The 24,653-nt window shown below is 66.6% G+C and carries 24 protein-coding genes; 8 read left to right on the plus strand and 16 right to left on the minus strand.

The window, feature by feature from the left end:
- Positions 1–14: 14 nt before the first annotated feature.
- The 6 genes from L3V85_RS23500 to L3V85_RS23525 all read right to left on the minus strand — a co-directional run bounded on the left by L3V85_RS23500 (position 15) and on the right by L3V85_RS23525 (position 4,839).
- Entirely contained in the window at positions 15–764 is a 750-nt protein-coding gene (locus L3V85_RS23500; protein WP_237675103.1) for a sugar phosphate isomerase/epimerase family protein, read from the minus strand.
- A complete protein-coding gene (locus tag L3V85_RS23505; protein WP_272934023.1) occupies positions 764–1,519 on the minus strand; it encodes an amino acid ABC transporter ATP-binding protein in 756 nt (251 codons plus the stop codon). The genes L3V85_RS23500 and L3V85_RS23505 overlap by 1 nt, the downstream gene beginning before the upstream one ends.
- Before the next feature lie 36 nt (positions 1,520–1,555).
- Entirely contained in the window at positions 1,556–2,353 is a 798-nt protein-coding gene (locus tag L3V85_RS23510) for a transporter substrate-binding domain-containing protein (protein WP_237675104.1), read from the minus strand.
- Positions 2,354–2,412: 59 nt separating this feature from the next.
- Positions 2,413–3,066, minus strand: a complete 654-nt coding sequence (locus L3V85_RS23515) for an amino acid ABC transporter permease (protein WP_237675105.1) — start codon at positions 3,064–3,066, stop codon at positions 2,413–2,415.
- Positions 3,067–3,094: 28 nt separating this feature from the next.
- Positions 3,095–3,766, minus strand: a complete 672-nt coding sequence (locus tag L3V85_RS23520; RefSeq protein WP_237675106.1) for an amino acid ABC transporter permease — start codon at positions 3,764–3,766, stop codon at positions 3,095–3,097.
- A 125-nt stretch (positions 3,767–3,891) separates the two neighbouring features.
- Positions 3,892–4,839: a LysR family transcriptional regulator gene (locus L3V85_RS23525; protein ID WP_237680635.1), complete on the minus strand. Its 948-nt coding sequence runs from the start codon at positions 4,837–4,839 to the stop codon at positions 3,892–3,894.
- A 137-nt stretch (positions 4,840–4,976) separates the two neighbouring features.
- On the opposite strand from L3V85_RS23525, the gene L3V85_RS23530 reads away from it, so the two are divergent.
- Together L3V85_RS23530 and L3V85_RS23535 are read left to right on the plus strand one after the other, a co-directional pair.
- Positions 4,977–5,810, plus strand: a complete 834-nt coding sequence (locus L3V85_RS23530; RefSeq protein WP_237675107.1) for a (R)-mandelonitrile lyase — start codon at positions 4,977–4,979, stop codon at positions 5,808–5,810.
- A gap of 51 nt (positions 5,811–5,861) precedes the next feature.
- Complete coding sequence (locus L3V85_RS23535; protein ID WP_237675108.1) at positions 5,862–6,932, plus strand: alpha/beta hydrolase; 1,071 nt, start codon at positions 5,862–5,864, stop codon at positions 6,930–6,932.
- Positions 6,933–6,945: 13 nt separating this feature from the next.
- Here L3V85_RS23535 and L3V85_RS23540 read toward each other — a convergent pair whose 3' ends face one another.
- Together L3V85_RS23540 and L3V85_RS23545 are read right to left on the minus strand one after the other, a co-directional pair.
- On the minus strand, positions 6,946–7,482 hold the full coding sequence (locus tag L3V85_RS23540; RefSeq protein ID WP_237675109.1) for a cysteine hydrolase family protein: 537 nt from the start codon (positions 7,480–7,482) through the stop codon (positions 6,946–6,948).
- 22 nt (positions 7,483–7,504) lie between these two features.
- A complete protein-coding gene (locus L3V85_RS23545; RefSeq protein ID WP_237675110.1) occupies positions 7,505–9,097 on the minus strand; it encodes an esterase/lipase family protein in 1,593 nt (530 codons plus the stop codon).
- A gap of 936 nt (positions 9,098–10,033) precedes the next feature.
- On the opposite strand from L3V85_RS23545, the gene L3V85_RS23550 reads away from it, so the two are divergent.
- Positions 10,034–11,155 carry an MBL fold metallo-hydrolase gene (locus L3V85_RS23550; RefSeq protein ID WP_237675111.1) on the plus strand — a complete coding sequence of 374 codons (1,122 nt, stop codon included), beginning with the start codon at positions 10,034–10,036 and terminating at the stop codon, positions 11,153–11,155.
- A gap of 51 nt (positions 11,156–11,206) precedes the next feature.
- On the plus strand, positions 11,207–11,824 hold the full coding sequence (locus L3V85_RS23555; RefSeq protein ID WP_237675112.1) for a sce7726 family protein: 618 nt from the start codon (positions 11,207–11,209) through the stop codon (positions 11,822–11,824).
- Here L3V85_RS23555 and L3V85_RS23560 read toward each other — a convergent pair.
- The 8 genes from L3V85_RS23560 to L3V85_RS23595 all read right to left on the minus strand — a co-directional run bounded on the left by L3V85_RS23560 (position 11,769) and on the right by L3V85_RS23595 (position 21,189).
- The gene (locus tag L3V85_RS23560) at positions 11,769–12,866 is read right to left on the minus strand and encodes a beta family protein (protein ID WP_237675113.1); all 1,098 of its coding nucleotides are present in this window, start codon (positions 12,864–12,866) and stop codon (positions 11,769–11,771) included. The two genes, L3V85_RS23555 and L3V85_RS23560, sit on opposite strands and share 56 nt — an antisense overlap.
- A 167-nt stretch (positions 12,867–13,033) precedes the next feature.
- Complete coding sequence (locus L3V85_RS23565; protein WP_237675114.1) at positions 13,034–13,225, minus strand: hypothetical protein; 192 nt, start codon at positions 13,223–13,225, stop codon at positions 13,034–13,036.
- Positions 13,225–15,630 carry a DNA topoisomerase IV subunit A gene (gene parC, locus L3V85_RS23570; RefSeq protein WP_237675115.1) on the minus strand — a complete coding sequence of 802 codons (2,406 nt, stop codon included), beginning with the start codon at positions 15,628–15,630 and terminating at the stop codon, positions 13,225–13,227. The genes L3V85_RS23565 and parC overlap by 1 nt, the downstream gene beginning before the upstream one ends.
- A gap of 66 nt (positions 15,631–15,696) precedes the next feature.
- Complete coding sequence (locus L3V85_RS23575) at positions 15,697–16,818, minus strand: Kelch repeat-containing protein (protein WP_237675116.1); 1,122 nt, start codon at positions 16,816–16,818, stop codon at positions 15,697–15,699.
- 14 nt (positions 16,819–16,832) lie between these two features.
- Positions 16,833–17,735, minus strand: a complete 903-nt coding sequence (locus L3V85_RS23580) for a lytic transglycosylase domain-containing protein (protein ID WP_237675117.1) — start codon at positions 17,733–17,735, stop codon at positions 16,833–16,835.
- A gap of 19 nt (positions 17,736–17,754) precedes the next feature.
- On the minus strand, positions 17,755–18,150 hold the full coding sequence (locus tag L3V85_RS23585; RefSeq protein ID WP_237675118.1) for a hypothetical protein: 396 nt from the start codon (positions 18,148–18,150) through the stop codon (positions 17,755–17,757).
- 93 nt (positions 18,151–18,243) lie between these two features.
- Positions 18,244–20,241: a DNA topoisomerase IV subunit B gene (locus L3V85_RS23590; protein ID WP_237675119.1), complete on the minus strand. Its 1,998-nt coding sequence runs from the start codon at positions 20,239–20,241 to the stop codon at positions 18,244–18,246.
- A 60-nt stretch (positions 20,242–20,301) separates the two neighbouring features.
- The gene (locus tag L3V85_RS23595) at positions 20,302–21,189 is read right to left on the minus strand and encodes a LysR family transcriptional regulator (protein ID WP_237675120.1); all 888 of its coding nucleotides are present in this window, start codon (positions 21,187–21,189) and stop codon (positions 20,302–20,304) included.
- 100 nt (positions 21,190–21,289) lie between these two features.
- Between L3V85_RS23595 and L3V85_RS23600 the strand changes: the two genes are divergently transcribed.
- The 4 genes from L3V85_RS23600 to L3V85_RS23615 all read left to right on the plus strand — a co-directional run bounded on the left by L3V85_RS23600 (position 21,290) and on the right by L3V85_RS23615 (position 24,591).
- Positions 21,290–22,501, plus strand: coding sequence for an MFS transporter (locus L3V85_RS23600; RefSeq protein WP_237675121.1), 1,212 nt, complete (start codon positions 21,290–21,292; stop codon positions 22,499–22,501).
- A gap of 112 nt (positions 22,502–22,613) precedes the next feature.
- Complete coding sequence (locus L3V85_RS23605; RefSeq protein WP_237675122.1) at positions 22,614–23,837, plus strand: MFS transporter; 1,224 nt, start codon at positions 22,614–22,616, stop codon at positions 23,835–23,837.
- Between the two features lie 18 nt (positions 23,838–23,855).
- Positions 23,856–23,996: a hypothetical protein gene (locus L3V85_RS23610; RefSeq protein WP_237675123.1), complete on the plus strand. Its 141-nt coding sequence runs from the start codon at positions 23,856–23,858 to the stop codon at positions 23,994–23,996.
- 25 nt (positions 23,997–24,021) lie between these two features.
- Entirely contained in the window at positions 24,022–24,591 is a 570-nt protein-coding gene (locus L3V85_RS23615) for a class I SAM-dependent methyltransferase (protein WP_237675124.1), read from the plus strand.
- Positions 24,592–24,653: the final 62 nt, after the last annotated feature.

Below are 24,653 nucleotides of genomic sequence, written 5' to 3' on the forward strand. Positions count from 1 at the left end.
TTGTGTCTGTTGTTCTAGGTCTGCGCGCGCGCGGCGCGTATGAAGTCGATCTGCGCGCGGGTGACGGCCAGCAGGTCGTCGCCCACGAGCGGGTATTCGATGGCATGCGGCACGTCGGCGGGCAGCGCGCGCAGCACGGCACGCCACGGCGCGACCGAATCGCCCAGCGGCACCGCCACCCACTTGTGCGGCAGCCGCTGCGCGCCCTTGCAATGCACGTAGCGCACGCGGTGGCCGAGCGCCTGCGCGGCCTGCAGCGGGCATTCGCCGAGCCAGTGCCAGTTGCCCATGTCGAAGGTCATGCCCAGCGAAAGGCCGGCATGGTCTGCCGCCTCGAAGAAGGCCTGCAGCGCGGCCAGCGTGCCGGCGCGCACGGTCTGGTCGTTCTCGATGACGAGTTCGACGCGCGTTTCTGCAAGCTCCACCTTCAGGCCCCACAGCGAGCCGTGCGACGAAGCCTGGAAGTCGCCGATGGACATCTTCAGCCGCTTCGCGCCCACGCGCGTGGCAGCGGCAATGCCGCGCTTGAGCGCGGCGCTGTCGAGCCAGCCGCCCTCGGCCCACAGGCCCTCGGGGCTGGAGTACACCGATGCCAGCCCGTTCAGCGCGGGCAGTTCCGCGTCGGCGTCGCGCAGCATCTCGCCGCGCACTTCCACCGAATCGGCGCCTGCCGCGCGTGCAAGCTGCGAGCACCAGAGCTGGCCGTGCCGGCCCACCTCGGCCGCACCGAAGGACGACAGAGAAATCAGGACCTCGAAGGACATCAGTGGCCTTGGTGCGAACTCAGGATCTGGCCGAGGAACTGGCGCGTGCGCTCGTCCTTCGGGTTGCCGAAGAACTCCTCGGGCGGCGCCTGCTCCACGATCTTGCCTTCGGCCATGAAGATCACGCGGTCGGCCACGCTGCGGGCGAAGCCCATTTCGTGCGTCACGCACAGCATGGTCATGCCGTCTTCGGCCAGGCCGATCATGGTGTCGAGCACTTCCTTGACCATCTCGGGGTCGAGCGCGGAGGTGGGCTCGTCGAACAGCATGATCTTCGGCGTCATGCACAGCGCGCGCGCAATGGCCACGCGCTGCTGCTGGCCGCCGGAGAGCTGACTCGGGTACTTGTTGGCCTGCTCGGGAATGCGCACCCGCGTGAGGTACTTCATGGCAATTTCCTCGGCCTGCGCCTTGGTCATGCCGCGCGAGCGCTTCGGCGCGAGCGTGCAGTTCTCCAGGATGGTGAGATGCGGAAACAGGTTGAACTGCTGGAACACCATGCCCACCTCGGCACGCACCGCGTCGATGTTCTTGCCGCCGGCCGTGAGGTCGATGCCGTCGACCACGATGCGGCCCTTCTGCACCGTCTCGAGCCGGTTGATGCAGCGGATCAGCGTCGACTTGCCCGAGCCCGAGGGCCCGCAGATCACGATGCGCTCGCCCTGGCGCACCGACAGGTCGATGCCGGTCAACACCTGGAATTCACCGTACCACTTGTTGACCGCTTCCATGCGGATGATCGATTCCGTCGTCATGCCAGGATTTCCTTCAGCCTCTTTGTATCGCGGTGATTACTGCATCTTGGGCAGGTCGACCTGCAGCCACTTTTGATACAGCTTGTTCAGCTCGCCGTTGGCAGTGTTCTTCTGCACGAACTCGTTCACCGCCTTGGTCAGCTCTTCCTGGCCGGGGCGCATCGCGATGCCCATCGACTGCTGCACCAGCGTGAACTTGTTTTCGTAGGTGTTGGCGGGCACGCGCTTGGCGATCTGCGCGGCGACGGTCACCGAGCAGCCGATGGCATCGACCTGGCCGGAGATCAGCGCCTGCATGGCCGAAGCGTCGTCGTCGAAGCGGCGGATTTCAGTGCCTTCCGGCGCGGCCTTGGTCACGGCCACGTCTTGCGTGGACGCACGGGCCACGCCCACGCGCAGGCCCTTCAGGTCGGCCGCTGCCTTGATGGGCGTCTTGCTCGCGCCGTACAGCACGATGGTCGCGGCAGCGTAGGGCTGCGAGAACTGCACCTGCTTGGCGCGCTCGGGCGTGATGGCCAGCGAAGCCACCAGCAGGTCGACCTTGTTGGTCAGCAGGAAGGGAATGCGGTTCGGGCCGGTCACCGGCACGATGTTGGCTTTCACGCCCCAGTCCTTGGCCAGCAGCTTGGCCACGTCGGCGTCGTAGCCGTCGGGCTGGTTCTTGGCGTCGGTGGTGCCGTAGGGCGGAAAGTCGACCAGCATGCCGATGGTGATCTCGCCCTTCTTCTTGATGTCGGCCACGCTCTGCGCGCAAGCGAAGGGAGCGAACACGGTCAGGGCGGCGCCGAGCCCCAGGGCTGCGATCGCCGCGCGGCGGGTGGTGGTACGGGTCATGGAATATGTCTCCTGAATAAAGAAAGGAACGACGAGAAAGAAAAAACGAAAAAAGGAAATCAGCGGGCCAGCGCGCGGGCGCGCTTGCGCTCCATGCGCGCGGCCAGCAAAGAGAGCGGCCAGCAGATCACGAAGTAGATGGCAGCCACCACCGAGAACACGATGAGCGGCTGGAAGGTGGCGTTGTTGACGATCTGCCCGGCGCGCGTCACCTCGACGAAGCCGATGATGGCCGCGAGCGAGGTGCCCTTGATGATCTGCACCACGTAGCCCACGGTGGGCGCGAGCGCGATCTTGAAGGCCTGCGGCAGCACCACGTCGCGCATGCGGGAGGTGTACTTGAGGCTCAGCGCCTCGGCCGCTTCCCACTGGCCACGCGGAATGGCCTCGATGCAGCCGCGCCAGATCTCGCCGAGGAAGGCGGCGCTGTTCAGGATGAGTGCCACGCCGGCCGCCACCCACGGGTTGATGTCCAGCCCCAGCACCGGCGCGCCGAAGAACACCAGGAACAGCTGCAGCAGCAGCGGCGTGCCCTGGAAGATCTGGATGAAGGTGGTCGAGATGCCGCGCGCCCACGTCGATTCCGACGTGCGCATCAGCGCGATGGCCAACCCCAGGATCGCGCCGCCCACGAAGGCGATGGCCGACAGCGCGAGCGTCCACTTGGCCGCTTCGAGGATGAAAAGGAATTCGGGAAAACCGAAGGTACGCATGATGTTGTGCTCCGTCCGTCGTCTGGGCTTACCGGCGGTCCGGATAGTTGAGCGTGCGCTTGTAGATCAGCTTGAACATCGCCGAGAAGGCGAGCGCCAGCGCAAGGTAGATGGCGGCAACCACGATGTAGATCTCGAAGCTGCGGAAGGTCTGCGACTGCAGGTTGGCGGCCACCGAGGTCAGGTCGTCGGCCGAGATGACCGACACCACGGCCGAACTCAGCATCAGCAAAATGAACTGGCTGGTGAGCGCCGGGTAGATGGCCTTGAGCGCCGGCTTGATGATCACGAAGCGGAAGATCTCCCAGGGCTTGAGGTTCAGCGCGCGGCCCGCCTCGATCTGGCCCTTGGGAATCGACTCGATGCCCGCGCGGATGATTTCCGTGGCGTAGGCGCCCAGGTTCACCACCATGGCCACCAGCGCGGCCGTCTGCGGCGACCAGCGCAGGCCGATGGCCGGCAGCGCGAAGAAGAAAAAGAACAGCTGCACGAGGAACGGCGTGTTGCGGATCACCTCGATGTAGGCATTGATGATGAAGCGCAGCCAGCCCGGCCCCGAGGTCTTGCCCCAGGCGCAGAAGATGGCGACCACCAGGCCCAGCACCGTGGCGATGAGCGAGAGCTGGATCGTGATCCACGTGCCCTTGAGCAACAGCGGCCAGGCGGCGAAGACGGCGTCGAATTGAAACTGGTAGTTCATGGTGGGGCGAGCGCAAGAAAGGTCGGGATGTGCGCGTACGAGCCTCGAAAGCAATGCTTGCAGCTTATATGAAACCGGTTTCAGAGCAGATTAGGGATTCCCCTAGGTACCCTGCATCAGGGCTCTCAGCGGCGGCTGGCCGCGGCAAGCTCCGCGGCGGACAGAACCACATCGGAACTGCCGCGCAAGCGCTTGACCGCGAGATCGACGAAGGCCCGCACCCGCCGGGGTTGCGAGGCCCGGCTGCCGTAGTAGATGTGGAAGCCGATGTGCGAGCTGATGTGCGGAACCAGCAAGGGCACGAGCCGTCCGGCGCGAATGTGGGCGGCGGCGGAAAAGTTGGCCAGTTGCCCGATGACGCGGCCCGCCAGGACGGCCTGAAGCTCCATTTCCGCATCGTTGGTCGAGAGCGCCGGAGACATCGGGCGCTGCTCCACTTCGTTGTCGACCATGAGGTACCACGGTGAAACGCGCCCCGTGGTCGGATGCCGGTACACGCTGCACTGGTGCGATGCGAGGTCCGCGATCGTGGCCGGCGTTCCGTGCCGGGCCAGGTAGGCCGGCGCGGCGCAGACGATCATCTGCACCGGGAAAAGAGTGCGGCCGATCACGCCCTCGTTCAGCCCGGTGCCGATGCGAAACCCGACGTCGACCCTGTCCTGCACCCAATCGCCCAGCCTGTCGTCCAGCTGGATGTCGGGCTGAATGCCCGGATAGGCCTGGCAGAACTCGTCGAGCACCGGCATCAGCAAGGCAGGAAACCCGGTCTTCGGTCCCACGATGCGCAGCGCTCCCGAGACTTCGTCTCTCGCTTCGCGCACAAGGTCGAGCGCGCGATCCAACGCGGCCAGCGCCGGTTGCGTGTTCTCCAGGAAACGCTGGCCTTCCTCGGTCAATGACAGGCTGCGTGTCGTGCGGTGCAGGAGCCGCACGCCCAGATGCTGTTCCAGCTGCGCAATCGCCTGGCTGGCCGCTTGCGGGGTGACGCTCTGGGCCAGGGCGGCCTGCCTGATGCTGCCGAGTTCGACCGCCTTGGCAAAAGTGGCGACGGCCTTGAAGGTATTGATGGCCATGGCTTCCATGGGTGTGAGAAAGGCCGCCAGTATCAATTTTTTCTTTCAACTGGCGCAAGCCTTGCAGGGCTAGTGCCTTGGCAATGCCGTGCCTAGAGTCAGGGCATGCCACCCCATCCATGCCAGGAGACTCCCCGATGAGGCCACTCGCCCTCGCCGCCTTGACCACGCTGATGATGGCCGACGCCACCGGCGCGGCCGAACCCGAATCGATGGTCTCGCACGCCGCCTCCCGCGCGGTGCAGTCCGCGCCTGCGCAGAACTTCACCGGAAGCGCCAGGGTCGACATGCTGTTCACGCCCGGCGGCCCCGATCGTGCGGCTGGCGGCTCGGTGAGCTTCGCTCCCGGCGCGCGCACGAACTGGCACACCCATCCCCTGGGACAGACGCTCATCGTGACGGCTGGCGTCGGCCGCGTGCAGCGGGCGGGTGGTCCCGTCGAAGAAATCAGGCCCGGAGATGTCGTGCGCATTCCCGCCAACACCCGTCACTGGCACGGCGCTGCGCCCGATTCCGCAATGACCCACATCGCGATCCAGGAGGCGCAGGACGGCAAGACGGTCGATTGGCAGGAAGCCGTCACCGACGAGGCATACGGCGCGCTCCCGGCCGGGCAAGCGGCACGGACCACTCTGCAGACTGCGCAACCGCCTCAACCATCGAGGGCCCAGCGCCTGATGGGCGATGTCGCGCCCAAGCTCGCGCAGCTGACCGATGACGTGCTGTTCGGCGACGTATGGGCGCGGTCGGAGCTGTCGCCGCGGGACCGCAGCCTGGTCACGATCAGCGCCCTCATTGCGCTGAACCGACCGGACCAGCTGCGCTCGCACATGGCGCTTGGCATGCAGAACGGGCTCACGGAGACCGAGATCGTCGAGACGCTGACCCACCTGGCCTTCTACACAGGCTGGCCGAACGCCGTGGCCGCGGTCGGCGTGGCGCGCGAGGTCTTCAAGACGAAGCCCCGCTGACGCGGGCCTTTCCGTCACCCATCGATTCGCAACCCCTTCAGGAGCATCTCCATGAACATCAAGACCCTGGGCCTCACCTGCGTCGCCGGTGCCGTCGGCCTCATTTCCAGCGTGGCCGTGGCCGCCGACTACAAGAAGAACCCTTTCACCCTGGCCTATGACGGCGCCATCACCGAGAACGCCAAAGGCGCGGTGAACATCACGCCAGTCAAATACAAGCTCGACGGACTGGACATCGTCGCCAACGTCTACACGCCGGCCAACTATTCGCCGGCCCGGAAGTACCCCGCCATCGTGGTCGCCCACCCGAACGGCGGAGTGAAGGAGCAGGTCGCCGGGCTGTACGCGCAGCGGCTTGCCGACCAGGGCTATATCGCCATCGCCGCCGACGCGGCATACCAGGGCGGCAGCGGCGGACAGCCGCGCTATGTGGACAAGCCGGCCAATCGCGTGGAAGACATTCACGGCATGGCCGACTTCCTGTCGCAGTACGCCGGCGTCGATGCCGCGCGCATCGGCCTCCTGGGAATATGCGGCGGTGGCGGCTATTCGCTGAAGGCCGCGCAGTCGGACAAGCGTTTCAAGTCCGTCGCCACGCTGAGCATGTTCAATTCGGGCAGGGTCCGCCGCAACGGCTACATGGACTCCCAGCTCGATACCGTTCAGGAACGCCTGCGCCAGGCGTCCGATGCCCGCGCCAGACAAGCAGCTGGCGGCGAAGCGGCTTATGCCAACACCGCAAAGCTCACCGACGAACAGATCGCCAAGCTCCCTTTCGCGCTGTATCGGCAAGGCATGGCGTACTACGGCAAGACGCACTTCCACCCGAACTCCTCGGGCGCCTTCACCACCAGCAGCCTGCTGGACCTGATGAGCTGGGATGCGACCGACAACATCGACCTGATCGACCAGCCGCTCCTGATGATGGCCGGCAGCAACGCGGACTCGCTCTACATGTCGCAGGGAGCCATGGCAAAGGCCACCGGCACGAAGGACAAGGAGCTGTTCCTGATCGACGGCGCGACGCACATCGAAACGTACTGGAAGCCCGAGTACGTGAACCAGGCGGTGGCCAAGCTGAAGGACTTCTTCGGCCGTACGCTCGTCGCCAGCGCGGGTTGAACGTCGGCCAGGCTCAATCGCCGAATGCGATGTCCGAACTGGCCACCGCGCGTATCGGCACGCCGAAGCTGGTGATGTCCGAGAGCGTGGCGTTGTGGTGCGCGCGGATCTGCGCGCCGGTGGCATGCGGCTTGTCGTGCGAGGTGTGCGCATCGGCCGCGAGCACCACCTCGTAGCCCAGCGCGGCGGCGCGGCGCACGGTGGTGTCGACGCAGAACTCCGACGAATAGCCGCACACGACCACGCGCTTCACCGCATGCTCCGACAGCCATGCGTCGAGCGGCGTGCGCAGGAACGAATCGGGCGTGGTCTTGCGCAGCTTGGCGTCGCGCGAGTCGGTGTCCAGCGCGCCGACGAGCTGCCAGCGCTCGGAGTCGAACACCAGGTCGACCGCGTTCTCGTGCTGGATGAACGCCACCGGCACGCCGGCCGCGCGCGCCCTGGCGGTGAGCGCGTTGATGCGCCGCACCACTTCGGCGGCTTCATGGGGACGCGGCGGGTCGTCGCAGAGACCGCGCTGCACATCGATGACGAGGGCGGCTGTTTTCATGCAGCCATCGTAGCGGCAGGCCTCAGCTCCAGGCGCTCACTTCCAGCCGTACTTTCCCGGTGATGCCGGGCGCCGCCGGCGCCGCGCCGAGGCTGGAAAGCGGCACGGTGAAGCGCAGCTTGCCGCTGGCCAGCTGCGTCGGGTTCATCGGCAGCGAGGCCTGCCCCGCCGTGTCGGTCTGCCAGCCGTACTTGACGTTCCAGTTCTGCGCGGGGTCGTCCGCGGCGGGCGGCGCGAGCTCGATCACCAGCGTGTCGCGAAACAGCGAGCTGCCCTCGTAGTGGCCGTCGAGCCAGAACTTGTTGTTGACCTGGTAGTCGGGCACGCGCACGCCCAGGGTCATGGCATAGGCCAGCGTCGGGCGGTCCTGCTTCACGCGGGCCTTGTTGGCCAGGAACACGGTCGACAGGTAGATGGCGCGGCGGTCGGCGGTGGCGGGGTCGGTCAGTTCCTTGTGGGTGCGGCAGGCCGGCGAGTCTTCTTCCGCCACGCGCCGGCTCAGGTACCAGCGCTTGCCGCGCGGCGCGGCCAGCAGCTCGACCTGGTAGAGCGCATCGACGTCGGCGCCAGCGGGCAGGTCGGGCGGCAGGGTCACGCCATCGACGTCGAACCACAAATCGACGCGCACGTCGCCGAACAGGAAGCGCGTGAGGTTCTGGTAGGCCTCCTCGGAGTTGACGATGCCGAAGAAGCCCGAGTGCGAGCGGTAGGCGAAGGCGGTGGCCACCGGCTGCGTGTTGCCGGCATCGTCGAGCGACCAGAGCGATGCGTTCTCGATGCGCACCAGCCCATCGCTGCCGTGGCCCGCGAACATGCGCGACAGGCCCTTGGCGGTCTCGTAGTCGCCGCGGTTGGTGCCGACCATGCAGAAGAAGCGCTCGGCCGGAAAGGCCGAGGCCGGCAGGTAGTCCATGCGGCCGTTGACCGGCGCGGTGGCCATGAAGTCGGACATCTTGTCGCGGTTGAAGGTGTTCATCTCGGCCACCGAGAGCCAGGCCGGCACGTTGATGCCGCCCATGTCGATGCCGTTGTGCGGCGTGGCGTAGGTGAACACCTTGTCGACGCAGGCACGCGCGTCCGCGTCGCCGAGCGCCGGGTTCTGCAGGAAGGCGCGCACCACCAGCCCGCCCATCGAATGCGCGACGAGGTAGCAGCGGAAATCGTCCGTCGAGTAGCCCGGCCCTTCGCGCAGCACCACGAGATCGCGCACGCGCAGGATGAGCTGGCTCAGGCCCTGCGCATAGATCTTGATGTCGCGCGACTGGCCGTCGCCGAGCAGCTCGGAGCCCGCGTCGTAGTAGCGGTAGATGATGAAGGAGGCAGCGGGAATGCCGTCCACGTCGTTGCCGTTTTCATCGGGCGAGGGCTTCCAGTCGGGGTCGAGGATGTCCAGGCCGTTCTGGTAGACGCTCTGGTACTGGAAGTCGGCCAGCAGCCGCACCACCGGCGACTCGAAGACGAACTTCTGCGCCGGCGCTTCCTTCTTGACCGTGGCGCGGTAGACGGTGGAGCCGACGTTGAACCCGCAGAACGGATCGGCGGCGGTGTCGTCGCGCTCGGCCTCGGTCATGGCATAGCCGCGCACGTAGATGATGGGGTAGCGATTGCTGCTCATGAACCTGCCGCCTAGTCTCTGGTCAATGAAGCCTTTCAGTTTGCCGAGGCGTGGCCAGGGGCGCCATATCGCGCATGGCATAGGACTGGGTGCTTTCTGTTAGGGGCACGCTCACGCCGCTGTGGAAGCTGCATTTGTTGGCGCTCCGCGGAACTTCATGCCGCATGGCACGGCTATTTCGCCGGGTTCTTCTCTAGAGTGGATGCCCCTGTCACCCGGCACCCCACCAAGGGGAGAAGAAAGGCGCGACACACCCACCACCCAGATGTTTGAAAGGCTGCTTGCCTCGCGGCAGGTCGTCGGTGCGAAAGCAGCGATGCGGATGCGAGGTATCAAAAGGCGACGGCCGAGGTGCGACTAACACCCCGACCGTCTGACCAAGTTCGTGCACCAACCTTGGAAGGAACCGCACAAAAATGGCTACCAAGACTATAGCCCGGCCAACTACGCCGGTAGCTTCCGAAGACAACGCCCAAGACCCGGCGGATCTTCTCGAAAACACCCTCTCTCAACTCGAAGCACTCCTGTGGCTCTGCCACGGGGAACACATCGACTGGTGCAGTGGTGACGGGCCTCGGCAACTGGACAACGTGTTCTGGCTTGCGGCTGATCTCTCTCGCAAGGCTGGAGAGTTGTTTCAGATGAGTGAGATCGGGCGGCGCGGGGTGCCGGCTGAACCCCAAACCCCACAGCCGCTGTCATCGTGCACAGGGCGCCGGGTGCTCCCCGCAGCGAAATAAAGGAGGAAGCCGCAGGCCGGGGGACATTCGCGGAGGGGAGTACCCGGCGGCCTGTGCACGCGCCCCGAACAAGCGTCCCGAACAGACGCCCCGAACAATCCCCTGCCACCCAAATGTTTCTACGGCTGAAACCATTGAAACCCGCTTAGTGACTAGTCTCGCGCCATCCGACAAACACAATCCAGAAGGCACTCCTATGGCTGACGACTCAGGCTCGCAAGGCTCCTACCTGCCTCAACTGCTGCGCCGAAGCACCGCGCTCGCGGCGGCCGGCTGCGCTTTCGTGGCCGGATGCGGCGCCGCCGGCGGTGGCGAAACACGCTACGACAACTCGCCCCAATTCCGCGACGGCGGCTTCCACAACATGGCCAACCCCGACCTGCCCCAACAGGCCAGCGCATGGCGCATCTGGTCCCGCTTCATCGTCGGCAGCAAAGTCGACAGCGTGCCCGTCGACGCGATTCCGGTGAGAGCACTCGAACGCAGCGCACTCGACGCCCTCGACACCAGCACCAACCACGTCGTGCGCCTCGGCCATTCTTCGCACCTTCTCAAGCTGCGCGGCAAATACTGGCTCATCGACCCCGTGTTCAGCGAACGCGTCTCGCCCGTGCAATGGGCCGGCCCGAAGCGCTTTCACCAGCCGCCGATCACGCTCGAGCAACTGCCGCCCATCGAAGGCGTCATTCTTTCGCACGACCACTACGACCACCTCGACCTCGCGACCATCCAATACCTCTCGAAGGGCGTGCAGCGCTACTTCGTGCCGCTGGGCGTGCGCGCGCGGCTGGTGGTCATGGGCGTGCCCGCCGAGCGCGTGACCGAACTCGACTGGTGGCAGGAAAGCGAACACGACGGCGTGAAGATCACCGCCACGCCCGCGCAGCATTTCTCGGGCCGCACCCTCGGCGACCGCGACCGCACGCTCTGGGCCTCATGGGTGGTGCAAAGCGGCGACCAGCGCATCTTCTACAGCGGCGACTCGGGCTACTTCCCGGGCTTCAAGCAGATCGGCGAGCGCTTCGGCGGCTTCGACATCGCCCTGATGGAAAACGGCGCCTACGACGCCATGTGGCCCGCCGTGCACATGACGCCGGAGCAAAGCGTGCAAGCCTTCGAAGACCTGCGCGGCAAGGTCTTCTTCTCGGTGCACAACAGCACCTTCGACCTGGCCTTCCACACCTGGCACGACCCGCTGGACCGCATCGCCGACCTCACGGCCGCGAAAAAGATCGAGCTGGCGACGCCGGTGATCGGGGAAGTGGTGACGGTGGGGCAGGCTCGGACGAATACGCGGTGGTGGCAAGGGCTGCGGTAGCCGCAGTTCATGATCGGACGCTCATCACAATGGCCTATAGTTGGCGCCGCCATGGCTGCCAACCCGACACGTACACCACCACAGAAAACGCGAGATCGCGACGTGCGTGCGCTGGTACTGAAAACGGTCCTGGCGGACCACGCGAAAGATGCCAACGCGCGCATCGTCGAAGAACTGGGCCTGGAACACGGCTCCTGCCGTGTCGACATTGCCGTGGTCAATGGCTTTCTGCACGGCTTCGAACTGAAGAGCGACGCGGACAACCTTCTCCGGCTGCCGAGGCAGGTCGAGGCCTATTCACGCTCGATGGACAGAGCCACGCTCGTCGTCGGTGAGGAGCATCTGGCGACAGCAGAGGCAATGCTGCCGCTCTGGTGGGGCATCAAGGTTGTCCGCTCAAGCACCCGCGGCAGGCTCAAGCTGGAAACACATCGCCGATTGAGCAACAACCCCGCCCCCTCTCTCTTTCACATGGCGCATCTGATGTGGCGGATCGAGGTGGAAGAAGTGCTGCGCGCCGGTGGCGCCAACTCAAAGGAATTGAGCGTCAACCGCGCCGGCCTCTATCGCCTTTTTGTCGACTCGATGCAACCGAGCGACGTTCGGCGAAGCATCAGGGAAGCGCTGAAGTCCCGTAGAAACTGGCGACATCCCGCACGGCCTTCGTGATGTGGTGATTCGTCGCGACGGACGGCCACGTGGACGCACCGCCTGTGCCCTCTGCACCCGTTGCGCAGTCATGGATGAAAGCGTCGCCCCATGAGTACTGCGGCCCCATGAAGAATGGAGGGACGGCCCCGATGATGTTCTGGCACATCGTCTGGTACTGCGCTCTGCCGTAGCGCTTGACCTGCGCGCCTACGTAGATGATCCATTCGTCATCCACCGTGTACTTGATCTTGGCATTGGGGTCGACCATTCGCGGATCGAGCTCTCCGGTGTTCTGGCTCGAAGTCCCGTAGTCCCCATAGGTGGGCTTTCTCGCCGATCCGGAAAGCGTTTGAAGCAGTTGCTTGTACGCGAGCCATTCATACCGCGGGGCTCTGCCATACGGGCGGAATTGCGCCGCGCCAAGAACCACCGGGAATGTCGTGCCAACGACGCTGAGCGTTCGCCACGGCGCGGCGGACAGCGCCAGCAAGCACGCCGACCACATCGACACCTGCATCGGGATGGACGTGGCGATTGACGATTCGAGATCGATCACCAGATCGATGAATTGCAGCGGAATACCGAGTGCGGCAATCAATGCGCCCAGCGACGGCTCGAGCGTGGGGCCGAAATCATCAGCTTCCAGACGAATACAAATGCCTCTTTGCATCCGGCCAGCAACGGCTGAAACTGCTGCAAAATAAGCCGGATGCCGTTGAAGGCCGATCACCGGTATGGCCGAGCAACCAGCCTGCTCGGTTTGCCAGAAGACATGCTCGATGTGGTGGCGCCCGTCTGAAAGCAGGCTGGCTCCGTCCAGATAGGGACTGTCGACAAAGCACGGGCGCCCGCCCCATTTGGAGAAAAGCTTGTCTCCAAATTTTGCCAAGTGCTCATCAAGTGACCGCATCGGCGCTTCGGTCTCGAAATTCCATCCCTCGGTTGGAATTTCAAGAAGAGGTGTCACCCAATTCTTGACCGACTCACTCAGCCGCATCAACGCTTGGTACTCCCCCATGCGCCATTTAAGAACGGGAACGTAGTGATTGTGATCGAACAATTCTCTCTCCTCTATTCGCCAAAATTAGCGAATTGATCCTAGAGAAGAATTGCTCTTGGAAAAAGAAACGAACTCCCGAGAAATGGAAAAACCCCGCTGTCAGCCAATTAGCTCACACAGAAATGCAGGTGCCATTTCAGGTAGGCAGCGAGCGAACAACCGTTTGCTCAGTCGCCGCGTTCTTTGCGCTCCCGCGCCCTGCGCACCTGCCGGCTCTCGCCGGCCTGCGAAGCGATGCGGTCTTTCTCGCGTTTCTTGGCGGCCCGCTTCTCGCGCATGCGCTTGCCCAGCACATAGCTGCCGAGGCCGGTGACCACGGCGATGAAGATGCCGATGACGCTGACGTCGATGCCGCCCATCACTGCACCCGCACGATGCTCGACGGCTTGAAGCCGAGGTCGGCCGCCTTGCCCTTGCGCGCGCGGCTGCCGCGTGCGTTGTTGAGCGTGCGGATCTCCAGGGTCTCTTCGCGCTCCTTGGCGCCACGGCCAATGCCTTCGATCTTCACGCTGCGCGTGTAGGCGGCGGCACCGGCCAGGGTGTCCTTGGGCTCGAGGTCGATCAGCGTCAAGCCGCGGCCGCCCTTGGGCAGGCTCTTGAGTTCGGTGATGTCGAAGGTCAGGATGCGGCCGCCGGTCGAGGCGCAGGCCACGTGCGTGGCGGCCGGCATCGGCTCTGCGCCGCTCGCGCCGCCGACCAGCGATGGACGGCACAGCTGCTCGCCCTCGCCCACGTCGATGAAGGCCTTGCCGCCGCGCTGGCGCGACATCATGTTCTCGACGGTGGCGATGAAGCCGTAGCCGCCGGTGTTGGCCAAGAGCACGCTGGCGCCCACCGGACCTGCGAAGAAATGGGTGACGTGCGTGCCGGCATCCAGCTCGATGAGCGTGGTGACGGGCTGGCCATCGCCGCGCGCGCCGGGCAGCGACGCCACGGGCACGGTGTAGACGCGCACGCTCTTGTCCTTGGCGCTGCCGAACACGAGCAGCGTGTCGACGCTGCGGCATTCGAAGGCGCCGTACAGCGAGTCGCCGGACTTGAAGCTGTATTCGGGAGCCGAAGCGCCGTTGCCGCCGTTCGCCGCGGCCGCCTTCTCGCTGGCCCAGCCCTTCTGCGCGCGGACCCAGCCCTTCTGCGACACGATGACGGTGACGGGCTCGTCGACCACCTTCACTTCGGCCACGGCGCGCTTCTCGGCCTGAATGAGCGTGCGGCGCGGGTCTTCGAAGGTCTTGGCGTCGGCCTCGATTTCCTTCACCAGCAGCCGGCGCAGCGCGGCGGGGCTGCCGAGGATGTCTTCGAGCTTCTTCTGCTCGTCGCGCAGGCCCGACAGCTCCTGTTCGATCTTGATGGCTTCGAGCCGCGCGAGCTGGCGCAGCCGAATTTCAAGGATGTCTTCAGCCTGGCGATCGCTGAGATTGAAGCGCGCGATGAGCGCAGCCTTCGGATCTTCCGCCGCGCGGATGATCGCGATCACCTCGTCGATGTTCAGCAGCACCAGCTGCCGGCCTTCGAGGATGTGGATGCGGTCCAGCACCTTGTTGAGCCGATGGCGCGAGCGCTTCTCGACGGTGACTTCGCGGAACGCGATCCACTCGTTGAGCATCTGGCGCAGCGACTTCTGCGTGGGCTTGCCGTCGATGCCGACCATCGTGAGGTTGATCGGCGACGAAGTCTCGAGCGAGGTCTGCGCGAGCAGCGTGGTGATGAACTCGTCCTGGCTGATGCGCGAGGTCTTGGGTTCGAACACCAGGCGCACGGCGGCGTCCTTGCTGGACTCGTCGCGCACCACGTCGAGCACCGACAGCATCGCGGCCTTCAGCTGGGTCTGGTCGGCGCTCAGCGCCTTCTTGCCGGCCTTGACCTTGGGGTTGGTGATTTCCTCGATTTCCTCGAGCACCTTCTGCGTGCTGACGCCCGGCGGCAGTTCATTGACCACCAACTGCCACTGGCCGCGCGCCAATTCTTCGATCTTCCAGCGCGCGCGCACCTTGAGCGAGCCGCGGCCGGTGCGGTAGGCATCGGCGATGTCGCTCGCGTTGCTGATGATCTGCGCGCCGCCCGGGTAGTCGGGGCCGGGCACGATGGCGAAGAGTTCTTCTTCGCTGAGCTTGCCGTTCGACTTGATCAGCGCCACGCAGGCATCGGCGATCTCGCGCAGGTTGTGGCTCGGGATTTCGGTGGCCAGGCCGACCGCGATGCCGCTGGCGCCATTGAGCAGCGTGAACGGCAGCCGCGCGGGCAAGAGGCGCGGCTCTTCGGTGCTGCCGTCGTAGTTGGGAATGAAGTCGACCGTGCCTTCGTCGATCTCGTCGAGCAACAGGCTGGTGATGCGCGCCAGGCGTGCCTCGGTGTAGCGCATGGCGGCGGCACCGTCGCCGTCGCGGCTGCCGAAGTTGCCCTGGCCGTCGACCAGCGGATAGCGCTGCGAGAAGTCTTGCGCCATGCGCACCAGCGCGTCGTACGCGGCCTGGTCGCTGTGCGGGTGGAAGCGGCCGAGCACGTCGCCGACCACGCGCGCGCTCTTCACGGGCTTGGCGCCCACGGTGCCGTTGGTGCCGCCAAAGCCCAGGCCCATGCGCGACATCGAATACAGGATGCGGCGCTGCACCGGCTTCTGGCCGTCGGACACATCGGGCAGCGCGCGGCCCTTGACCACGCTGAGCGCGTATTCGAGGTACGCGGTCTGCGCGTAGTCGGCAAGAGTGAGGGTGGTGTCGCCGTCGGTGGGACCCTGGAGATCGAGCGGTGGTTGGGAGTCCATGAAGAAGAGAAAAAGAAAAACGGTTGCGGGCTGCGTGCGTGCTTGCTTGGTTGCTTTGTTGCGCGCTCAGCCCAGTGTGAATGCCTCGTGCACGGCGGACTGCACGGCGCCGCCGAGCACCGCGCCGCCGCCGGCGACGTAGATCCAGTCGCCGATGACGGCGGCGCCCACGGCGTGGCGCGGCGTGGTCATCGGCGCATGGCGTTGCCAGGTGTCGTCCACGGGATCGTAGCTTTCCATCTGGCCGAACACCTTGGCCTGGCGCGGCACGCCGCCCACCAGCACGCCGCCCTCCCCGCCCATGGCGAAGAAACGGCCCCGGTACACCACGAAGCCGTGGCCCGAACGCGCGGTGGGCATCGGCGAGCGTAGCTCCCAGGTGTCGCGCGCGGGCAGGTAGACGTGGTGCAGGTCGGTGTTGTATTCGAAGGTGTTGAAGCGCCCGCCGACCACATGGATGCGGCCGTTATGCGCCACGCAGCCGACGTGGTCGCGCGCGCCGGGCAGCGGCTTGGCAATGGACCAGCGGTCGGCCTTGGGGTCGTAGACCTCGTGCCAGCTCACGCTCGCGCGTTCCGCCGCGGGCTCCGACGCACCGCCGATCAGGTGCAGCGCGCCGTCGAGCATCACGGCCGCGGCGGCGCCGCGCGGACGCGGCAGCGGCGCGATGGCGCTCCAGCGGTTGGCCGCGATGTCGTAGACATAGGCGTTGGTGTCGGAGCGGCGGTTCTGCTCGACGAAGCCGCCGAGCGCATAGACCCGGCCGCCTTCAGCCGTTACCGCCACGTGGTTGGCGCCGCGCGGCAGGGGCGCGCCGTCGAGCCAGCGGTCGGCCTTGGGGTCGTAGATGTGGTGGTAGTCGCGGTTGACCTTGCCTTCGCCATAGCCACCGACCACATGCATGCGGCCCAGCGCGGCGGTGGCCCAGGCCATTTCGCTGCGCGGTATCGGCAGCGCCGCGCGCGGCTCCCAGCGCCCCTGTGGGCCGGCCGGCGCCGGGCTGTCGGTGACGCGCTGCGACTCCTGATCCGGCGTCATGTGGTGCGGCACGCCGCCCTGCAGCCGCGCATAGGGCTCGGTCGACGAAGGCACCACGGGCAGCGTGTCGTGCGTGGCCGCATGCTGCGCGCGCGCCGCGCCGGCCATCGCGCAGGCAACGGTCGCGAGAACGAAGTTTCGGCGGTGCATCGTGGTCTCCCCCATCAGGACAGCGGCGTGCCCGGCGCATCGGCCGCGCCCGTGGGCGTGGCTGGCGGCTCGGGAATGTCGGGCATGGTCGGCATGTTGCGCGGCGCGTCCGACGGCATGTTGCCGCGGTTGATCGCGCCGCCTTGCGGCACGGTCAGCTCCATGCGGATGCGCCCCGGCGTCCTGCCGCCGCGCACGCTGCCCGCACCGCCTGTTGCGACGGAGGGCTTCAGGTACGCATAGAGCTGCAGCACGGTCTGCACGTAGTTCTGCGTTTCCTTGTAGTTCGGGATCTTGTTGCCCGCACGCTGCACCGCGCCCTCGCCCGCGTTGTAGGCGGCGAGGGCCAGCTCGATCTGGCCCGGGAACATGGCGATCAGGTCGCGAAGGTAGCGCGAGCCCGCGGCTATGTTGATGCGCGGGTCGAACAGTTTCTTCTCGATGGTGGTGCGCTTGTCCGCCGACACGCCGTAGCGCTGCGCGGTGGCGGGCATCAGCTGCATCAGGCCCATCGCGCCCTTGGGCGAGACGGCCTGCGCGTCGAAGCCCGACTCGGTGGCGACCAGCGCCTGCAGCAGTTCGTAGTCGATGGCGTGCTTGCTCGACGCATCGCGCAGCGCGGCCTTGGCGGTCTTGTAGCCGGGCGAGGCCTCGAACATGGCCAGCAGGCTTTGCGAGGCGGCCGGCACCTTGCCGTCGATGCCGCGCGCACCGCGCCCGAGCGGGGAAATGCCGTTGGCGGTGTCGAAGCTCTGGCCGCCGCGAAAGAAGATCTGGTAGCGCTCGTCGATTTTTTCGGAGGCGAAGTGCGCGACGCCCTTGCTGTCGATGTAGCCGTAGATGTCGGCCGCGTGCGCGCCCTGCTGCGACAGCACCAGGGCTGCACAAAGCATGAAGGGGCGGAACCAGTATTTCATCGCGATGCGGTCCTGGTCTTTACAGCCGCCAGCCGTAGCGCTTGCGGCGCTCGGCGTGAACAGAAGCGTCGTCGCTCATGCCGCGCGCACGCCCGAAGCCCTTCAGGCCGGCCCAGATCAGCATGCCGCCAGCAAACAGGGCAAAGAGAACGACTGGCAACTGCGCGGGCTGGATGCCGTCGACGAGCATCGACGCGGCAATCAGGAAGGAAATGAACGCGCCCGTCCAGCAGACGAGCCGGCGCATCCAGAACCAACCGGTGGCGACGGCCCGCTCGGCCCGGCTGGGTTTGGCGCTGCGGCTCGCCGCGTCGTCCCACCAGCCCGACCAGAGGAACACGAACACGAAGAACAGGAACATGCCGGCAAAGAACAGGTCCGGCGGCGCGATGGCCGGATGGGCGCGCGCCAGCATGGCAATTGCGCCCACGACGCAAGCCCCTGCCAGCGAACCACAAATGATCTTGTGACTGTCCATGCCCTGTCTTGAGGAATATTCCGGTCGGAATCAGACGTCGATATCGACGTCGTCCGCGCGCAATTCCATGAGTTCGCGCCGCGCGGCCGCCTCGCCCTTGCCCATCAGCTTGGTGATCTCGCCCTGGGTGGACGTGAAATCGAAACGGCCCAATTGGACCTGCATCAGGCGGCGGGTGTCGGGATTGAGCGTGGTTTCCCACAATTGTTCCGCGCTCATTTCTCCCAGGCCCTTGAAGCGGCTGATGCTCCAGGCGCCTTCGCGCACGCCATCTTTACGCAGTTTGTCGAGGGTGGCGGTCAGTTCGCCCTCGTCCAGCGCGTAGACCTTGGAGGCCGGCTTCTTGCCGCGCGCGGGTGCGTCGACCCGGAACAATGGCGGCTTCGCGACATACACGTGGCCGGCTTCGATGAGCTTGGGGAAGTGGCGGAAGAACAGCGTGAGCAGCAGCACCTGGATGTGCGAGCCGTCCACGTCGGCATCGCTCAGGATGCAGATCTTGCCGTAGCGCAGGCCGCTCATGTCGGGCGTGTCGTTGGGGCCGTGGGGGTCGACGCCCACCGCCACCGAGATGTCGTGGATTTCGGTGTTGGCGAAGAGGCGGTCGCGCTCCACTTCCCAGGTGTTGAGCACCTTGCCGCGCAGCGGCAGGATGGCCTGGCTTTCCTTGTCGCGGCCCATCTTGGCGCTGCCGCCGGCGGAGTCGCCCTCGACCAGGAAGACTTCGTTGTGGCTGATGTCCTTGCTCTCGCAGTCGGTCAGCTTGCCGGGCAGCACGGCCACGCCGGAGCCCTTGCGCTTCTCGACCTTCTGGCCGGCGCGCTGGCGGGTCTGCGCGGCCTTGATGGCCAGCTCGGCCAGCTTCTTGCCGTAGTCGACGTGCTGGTTGAGCCACAGCTCCAGCGCGGGGCGCACGAAGCTCGAGACCAGGCGCACCGCGTCGCGCGAATTCAGTCGTTCCTTGATCTGGCCCTGGAACTGCGGGTCGAGCACCTTGGCGCTGAGCACGTACGAAGCGCGCGCGAACACGTCTTCGGGCAGCAGCTTCACGCCCTTGGGCAGCAGCGAATGCAGCTCGATGAAGCCTTTCACCGCGGTGAACAGGCCGTCGCGCAGGCCGCTTTCATGCGTGCCGCCGGCGCTGGTGGGAATCAGGTTGACGTAGCTCTCGCGCACCGGCTGGCCGTCTTCGGTGAAGGCCACGCACCAGTCGGCGCCCTCGCCTTCGGCGAAGTTGTCGGCGTTCTTGTCGGCATGGCCGCCGCCTTCGAAGAGCGGAATGACGGGGTCGCCGTTGAGCGTCTGCATCAGGTAGTCGCTCAGGCCGCCCTTGTAGAGCCACTGCTGGCTTTCCTTGGTCTTTTCGTTGGTGAGCGTGACGCTCACGCCGGGCATCAGCACGGCCTTGCTGCGCAGCAGATGCGTGAGTTCGCCCATGGGCAGCGCGGCGGTCTCGAAGTACTTGGCGTCGGGCCAGGCGCGCACGGTGGTGCCCTGCTTGCGTTCGCCGGCCTCGAGCTTGCGCACTTCGAGTTGCTCGATCACGTCGCCGCCGCTGAAGGCCAGCTTTGCAATCGAACCCTCGCGATGGGTCGACACCTCGAGCCGCTTCGACAGCGCGTTGGTCACCGACACGCCCACGCCGTGCAGGCCGCCCGAGAAGCTGTAGGCGCCGCCCGAGCCCTTGTCGAACTTGCCGCCGGCATGCAGCCGGGTGTAGACCAGCTCGACCACGGGGGCCTTTTCTTCAGGATGCAGGCCGAAGGGAATGCCGCGGCCGTCGTCCTCGATGCTGACCGAGCCGTCGGCATGCAGCGTGACCTTGATCTTCTTGCCGTGGCCCGCGAGCGCCTCGTCGGCGGCGTTGTCGATCACTTCCTGAATGATGTGCAGCGGGTTGTCGGTGCGGGTGTACATGCCCGGGCGCTGCTTGACGGGCTCCAGGCCCTTGAGCACGCGGATGGAGCCTTCCGAGTAGCCGGAAGACGCGGACGAAGAATTGGGGGGAGTCTTGGGGGGAGTCGCCATGGGGGCGGATTGTAGTCAGTGGTCTGGAAATAACTGGATACCCATACAGGAAACGTCCTGCTAGGGCTGGAACATGCGAGCCCCCAGGAAGTCGATGAAGGCCCGCAGCTTGGGCGACGGGCGCCCCGACGGCCACAGCACGCCGACCCCGATGGCGTGGGGGCGCACATGGTCTGCCAGCACGCTGCGCAGTTGCCCGGCGGCCAGCGCGTCGCGCACGCAGAAGTCCGGCAGCAAGGCGATGCCGCGCCCGCGCAGCGCGAAGCACAGGCGGGTTTCCATGTTGTTGCAGATCATGGAGACCGGCGGCTTGGGTTCGGCGCCGTCGGGGCCGGGCACGAGCGGCCAGACCTCCACCTTGCCGGTGGCCGGGTAGCGGTAGTGCAGGCAGGCGTGCGCCGCCAGGTCCGCCGGCACCAGGGGCGTGCCGCAGCGCGCGAGGTAGTCGGGCGAGGCCACGAGCAACTGCGAGAACTGGCCCAGCCGGCGCACCGAGAGCCGCGAATCGGCCAGTTCGCCGGTGCGCAGCACGGCGTCGAAGCCTTCCTCGATGACCTCGACCAGCCGGTCGCTGAAATCGAGGTCGAGCTCCACATCCGGGTAGTCGCGCATGAAGTCGGCCAGGAGCGGCAGCACCAGCGAGCTGACCAGCGGCAGGCTCACGCGCAGCTTGCCGCGCGGCGAGCCGGCCGAATGCGACAGCTCCTGCTCGGCGGCCTCGATCTCGGCCAGCACGCGGCGGCTGCGCGCCAGGAACAGCGCGCCCTCGGCGGTGAGCGTGATGCTGCGGGTGCTGCGGTGGAACAGCCGCACGCCCAGGCGCTCCTCGAGCCGGGCCACGCGCTTGCCGACGGCCGAGGCGGAAACGCCGAGCGCGCGGCCGGCGGTGACGAAGCTGCGGGTTTCGGCGACCTGGATGAAGACGGTGAAGCCGCTGAAGCTGTCCATGAAAAGGCTCCAAAAGACTCGATTACGGACTTTCATGTCCGCATTGAGCGGAACTGTATCCCCCTTTTTCCGCAGTCGGCTTCTTCCTATCGTTGGCCGCATGTCATTCACTCATCCAAATCCCTCTCCTCCCAGGGCCCGGCTTCCGCTGTCCGGCCTGCTCGCGCTGGCGGCCGCCAGCTTCATCACCATCCTCACGGAGGCCATGCCGGCCGGCCTGCTGCCGCAGATCGGCGCGAGCCTGGCCGTCACGCCCGCGCTGGTCGGCCAGCTGGTGACCGTCTACGCGCTCGGCTCGCTGGTGGCGGCCATTCCGCTGGTGGCGTTCACGCGCGGCTGGCGGCGGCGTCCGCTGCTGATGCTGGCCATCGGCGGCTTCGCGATCGTCAACACGGTCACCGCGCTGTCCCACAGCTACCCGCTGACGCTGGCCGCGCGCTTCTTTGCCGGCGTGTTCGCCGGGCTGCTCTGGGCGCTGGTGGCCGGGCATGCCGGCCGCATGGTGCCGCCCTCGATGCAGGGCCGCGCGATCGCGGTGGCCATGCTGGGCGCGCCGCTGGCGCTGTCGCTGGGCATTCCGGCGGGCACGCTGCTGGGCACCGGCGTGGGCTGGCGTCCGGCGTTCCTGGTGATGTCGGCGCTGTCGGTGCTGCTGCTCGGCTGGGTGCGCTGGCAGGTGCCCGACTTCCCGGGCCAGGAGGCCGGCCGCCGCCAGAGCGTGAAGCGGGTGTTCCTGCTGCCGGGCGTGCGGCCGGTGCTGGGGGTGATGCTGGCCTTCGTGCTGGCGCACAACATCCTCTACACGTACATCGCGCCGTTCCTGGCGCACGCCGGGCTGGGCGCGCGGGTCGACCTGGTGCTGCTGGTGTTCGGCACGGCCTCGCTGGCGGGCATCTGGGTCACGGGCGTGCTGATCGACCGCTGGCTGCGCGAGTTGGTGCTGGCGAGCACGGCGGTCTTCGGGCTGACGGCGCTGCTGCTGGGCACCGCAGCGGGCTCCACGGCGGCGGTATACGTGGGCGTGGCGATCTGGGGGCTGGCGTACGGCGGCGCGGGCACGCTGTTCCAGACGGCCTCGGCGCAGGCGGCCGGCGAGTCGGCGGACGTGGCGCAGTCGATGGTGGTCACGGTGTGGAACATCGCCATCGCGGGCGGCGGGCTGCTCGGCGGACTGCTGCTGCAGGGCGGCGGCGCGGGGGCGCTGCCGTGGTCGCTGCTGGTGTTGCTGGTGCCGGCGCTGTGGCTGACCTGGCGGGCGGGCGCGCACGGCTTTCCGGGGTCGCGCGGTGTCGCCGGTGCGACAGCGCGCTGACGCCCGCGGCTTTGATGCTCGGGGCGCATTGAAACGGCGCCGATAAATCATCAATGGCTTTGGCCGTCGGGGCGCCTGCCAAAGCAGCCATGTCGCTACATTCGACGCCATCATGCAAACGCCAGCCCGCACTCTTTCGATCAAGCAAGTCCTCTTCTGCGGGGCGATGATCGTCACGCTCTCCATGGGCATCCGCCACGGCTTCGGCCTCTGGCTGCAGCCCATCACGCAGGCGCAGGACTGGAACCGCCAGACCTTCTCGTTCGCGCTGGCCATCCAGAACCTCTCGTGGGGCATCTTCGGCGTGTTCGCGGGCATGCTGGCCGACCGCTTCGGCGCGTTCCGGGTGCTGATCGGCGGCTCGGTGTTCTATGCGCTGGGGCTGTTCGGCATGGCGCATTCGCCGACGCCGCTGCTGTTCACGCTGAGCGCTGGCGTGCTGATCGGCGCCGCGCAGGCGGGATCGACCTACGCGGTGATCTACGGCGTGATCGGGCGGCAGATTCCGGCCGAGCGGCGCTCCTGGGCCATGGGCGTGGCGGCGGCGGCCGGCTCGTTCGGGCAGTTCCTGATGGCGCCCATCGAGGGCCGGCTGATCGGCCACCTGGGCTGGCAGACGGCGCTGGCCGTGGTGGCGGTGCTGGTGCTGGTCATCATCCCGCTGGCCTTCGGACTGCGCGAGCCGAAGACCGAGGCGCTCGCAGGCCACCGCGACCAGTCGGTGCTGCAGGCCGTGGGCGAAGCCTTTCGCTACCCCAGCTTCGGGCTGCTGATGGCGGGGTATTTCGTCTGCGGCTTCCAGCTGGCGTTCATCGGCATCCACATGCCGACCTACCTGCGCGACAAGAGCCTGCCGGCCGACGTGGCCGGCTATGCGCTGGCGCTGATCGGGCTGTGCAACGTGTTCGGCACCTACACGGTCGGGCTGCTGGGGCAGACGCTGGCCAAGCGCAAGATCCTGGCGGCGATCTATTTCGCGCGGGCGGTGTCGATCGCGCTGTTTCTGCTGGCGCCGATTTCGCCGATGAGCGTGTACGTGTTCTCGGCCGCGATGGGCTTCCTGTGGCTGTCCACCGTGCCGGCGACCAACGCCATCGTGGCGGGCATCTTCGGCGTGGCGCATCTGTCGATGCTCAGCGGCTTCGTGTTCCTGAGCCACCAGGTCGGCTCGTTCCTGGGCGTTTGGCTGGGCGGCTACCTGTACGACACCACGGGCAGCTACGACATCGTCTGGTACATCGCCATCGCGCTGGGCGTGTTCGCGGCACTGATCAACCTGCCGGTGAAGGAAAACGCCATCGCACGGGCGCCCCGGCCCTTGGGCGCGGCAGGCTGATTGCGTATAAAGAACGCCATGACGCCACGAATGCGCCACCACATCGTCCACGCCGGCTGGCTCGCGGCCGCGATGGTGGTGCTGGGCGGCGTGTTCGCGATGTACGTGCATCCGGACTTTCTCGTGACGCTGGTGGACCAGATCTGGTCCTGCTTCTGACTCCCCCTTTCCTCCTCGATCCGCCATGAAAGATGCAGCCACTGCGCACGGCTCGGGCGCGCCTTCCGAATGGATCGTCCGCTGGTCGCACCTGCTCGCACCAGATGCCAGCGTGCTCGACGTGGCCTGCGGGTCGGGGCGGCACATGCGCTGGTTCGCGGGGCGCGGACACACGGTGACGGGTGTCGACCGCTCGCCGGAGGCCGTGGCGGCTGCCAGCGCCTTCGGCCGCGTGGTCGAGGCCGACATCGAATCGGGCCCCTGGCCGTTCGCCGGCCAGGTTTTCGGCGGCGTGGTCGTCACGCACTACCTCTGGCGCCCACGCATGGCCGACATCGTGGCCGCGGTGGCGCCGGGCGGCGTGCTGCTGTACGAGACCTTCGCCTCGGGCAACGAGACCGTAGGCAAGCCCTCGCGGCCCGACTTCCTGCTGCAGCCGGGCGAGCTGCTCGCCGCCTGCGCCGGCCTGCGGGTGGTGGCCTACGAAGACGGTTTCGAGGCCGATCCGGCCCGCTTCGTCCAGCGCATTGCCGCCGTCCGGGAGGCCGGAAACGCCCCGGGCCAGCCGCCCCGCCGCCTCCTTAAGGGAAACTGAGGGGGCCGGGGGGCGTGTTTCCGCGGGCCCCGGAGTAAGTAGAATCGGCGCTTTCGTCCACC

The organism is Variovorax paradoxus (genome assembly GCF_022009635.1).
GTDB lineage: Bacteria > Pseudomonadota > Gammaproteobacteria > Burkholderiales > Burkholderiaceae_C > Variovorax.

What these genes read in the sequence shown, in the direction of transcription:
- L3V85_RS23590 (WP_237675119.1), bottom strand. Translation starts at nt 20,241, where the DNA reads ATGGCGACTCCCCCCAAGACTCCCCCCAATTCTTCGTCCGCGTCTTCC.
- L3V85_RS23520 (WP_237675106.1), bottom strand. Translation starts at nt 3,766, where the DNA reads ATGAACTACCAGTTTCAATTCGACGCCGTCTTCGCCGCCTGGCCGCTG.
- parC (WP_237675115.1), bottom strand. Translation starts at nt 15,630, where the DNA reads ATGGACTCCCAACCACCGCTCGATCTCCAGGGTCCCACCGACGGCGAC.
- L3V85_RS23575 (WP_237675116.1), bottom strand. Translation starts at nt 16,818, where the DNA reads ATGCACCGCCGAAACTTCGTTCTCGCGACCGTTGCCTGCGCGATGGCC.
- L3V85_RS23585 (WP_237675118.1), bottom strand. Translation starts at nt 18,150, where the DNA reads ATGCTGGCGCGCGCCCATCCGGCCATCGCGCCGCCGGACCTGTTCTTT.
- L3V85_RS23580 (WP_237675117.1), bottom strand. Translation starts at nt 17,735, where the DNA reads ATGAAATACTGGTTCCGCCCCTTCATGCTTTGTGCAGCCCTGGTGCTG.
- L3V85_RS23530 (WP_237675107.1), top strand. Translation starts at nt 4,977, where the DNA reads ATGAGGCCACTCGCCCTCGCCGCCTTGACCACGCTGATGATGGCCGAC.
- L3V85_RS23535 (WP_237675108.1), top strand. Translation starts at nt 5,862, where the DNA reads ATGAACATCAAGACCCTGGGCCTCACCTGCGTCGCCGGTGCCGTCGGC.
- L3V85_RS23500 (WP_237675103.1), bottom strand. Translation starts at nt 764, where the DNA reads ATGTCCTTCGAGGTCCTGATTTCTCTGTCGTCCTTCGGTGCGGCCGAG.
- L3V85_RS23565 (WP_237675114.1), bottom strand. Translation starts at nt 13,225, where the DNA reads ATGGGCGGCATCGACGTCAGCGTCATCGGCATCTTCATCGCCGTGGTC.
- L3V85_RS23615 (WP_237675124.1), top strand. Translation starts at nt 24,022, where the DNA reads ATGAAAGATGCAGCCACTGCGCACGGCTCGGGCGCGCCTTCCGAATGG.
- L3V85_RS23505 (WP_272934023.1), bottom strand. Translation starts at nt 1,519, where the DNA reads ATGACGACGGAATCGATCATCCGCATGGAAGCGGTCAACAAGTGGTAC.
- L3V85_RS23555 (WP_237675112.1), top strand. Translation starts at nt 11,207, where the DNA reads ATGGCTGCCAACCCGACACGTACACCACCACAGAAAACGCGAGATCGC.
- L3V85_RS23540 (WP_237675109.1), bottom strand. Translation starts at nt 7,482, where the DNA reads ATGAAAACAGCCGCCCTCGTCATCGATGTGCAGCGCGGTCTCTGCGAC.
- L3V85_RS23525 (WP_237680635.1), bottom strand. Translation starts at nt 4,839, where the DNA reads ATGGCCATCAATACCTTCAAGGCCGTCGCCACTTTTGCCAAGGCGGTC.
- L3V85_RS23595 (WP_237675120.1), bottom strand. Translation starts at nt 21,189, where the DNA reads ATGGACAGCTTCAGCGGCTTCACCGTCTTCATCCAGGTCGCCGAAACC.
- L3V85_RS23545 (WP_237675110.1), bottom strand. Translation starts at nt 9,097, where the DNA reads ATGAGCAGCAATCGCTACCCCATCATCTACGTGCGCGGCTATGCCATG.
- L3V85_RS23510 (WP_237675104.1), bottom strand. Translation starts at nt 2,353, where the DNA reads ATGACCCGTACCACCACCCGCCGCGCGGCGATCGCAGCCCTGGGGCTC.
- L3V85_RS23610 (WP_237675123.1), top strand. Translation starts at nt 23,856, where the DNA reads ATGACGCCACGAATGCGCCACCACATCGTCCACGCCGGCTGGCTCGCG.
- L3V85_RS23605 (WP_237675122.1), top strand. Translation starts at nt 22,614, where the DNA reads ATGCAAACGCCAGCCCGCACTCTTTCGATCAAGCAAGTCCTCTTCTGC.
- L3V85_RS23550 (WP_237675111.1), top strand. Translation starts at nt 10,034, where the DNA reads ATGGCTGACGACTCAGGCTCGCAAGGCTCCTACCTGCCTCAACTGCTG.
- L3V85_RS23515 (WP_237675105.1), bottom strand. Translation starts at nt 3,066, where the DNA reads ATGCGTACCTTCGGTTTTCCCGAATTCCTTTTCATCCTCGAAGCGGCC.
- L3V85_RS23600 (WP_237675121.1), top strand. Translation starts at nt 21,290, where the DNA reads ATGTCATTCACTCATCCAAATCCCTCTCCTCCCAGGGCCCGGCTTCCG.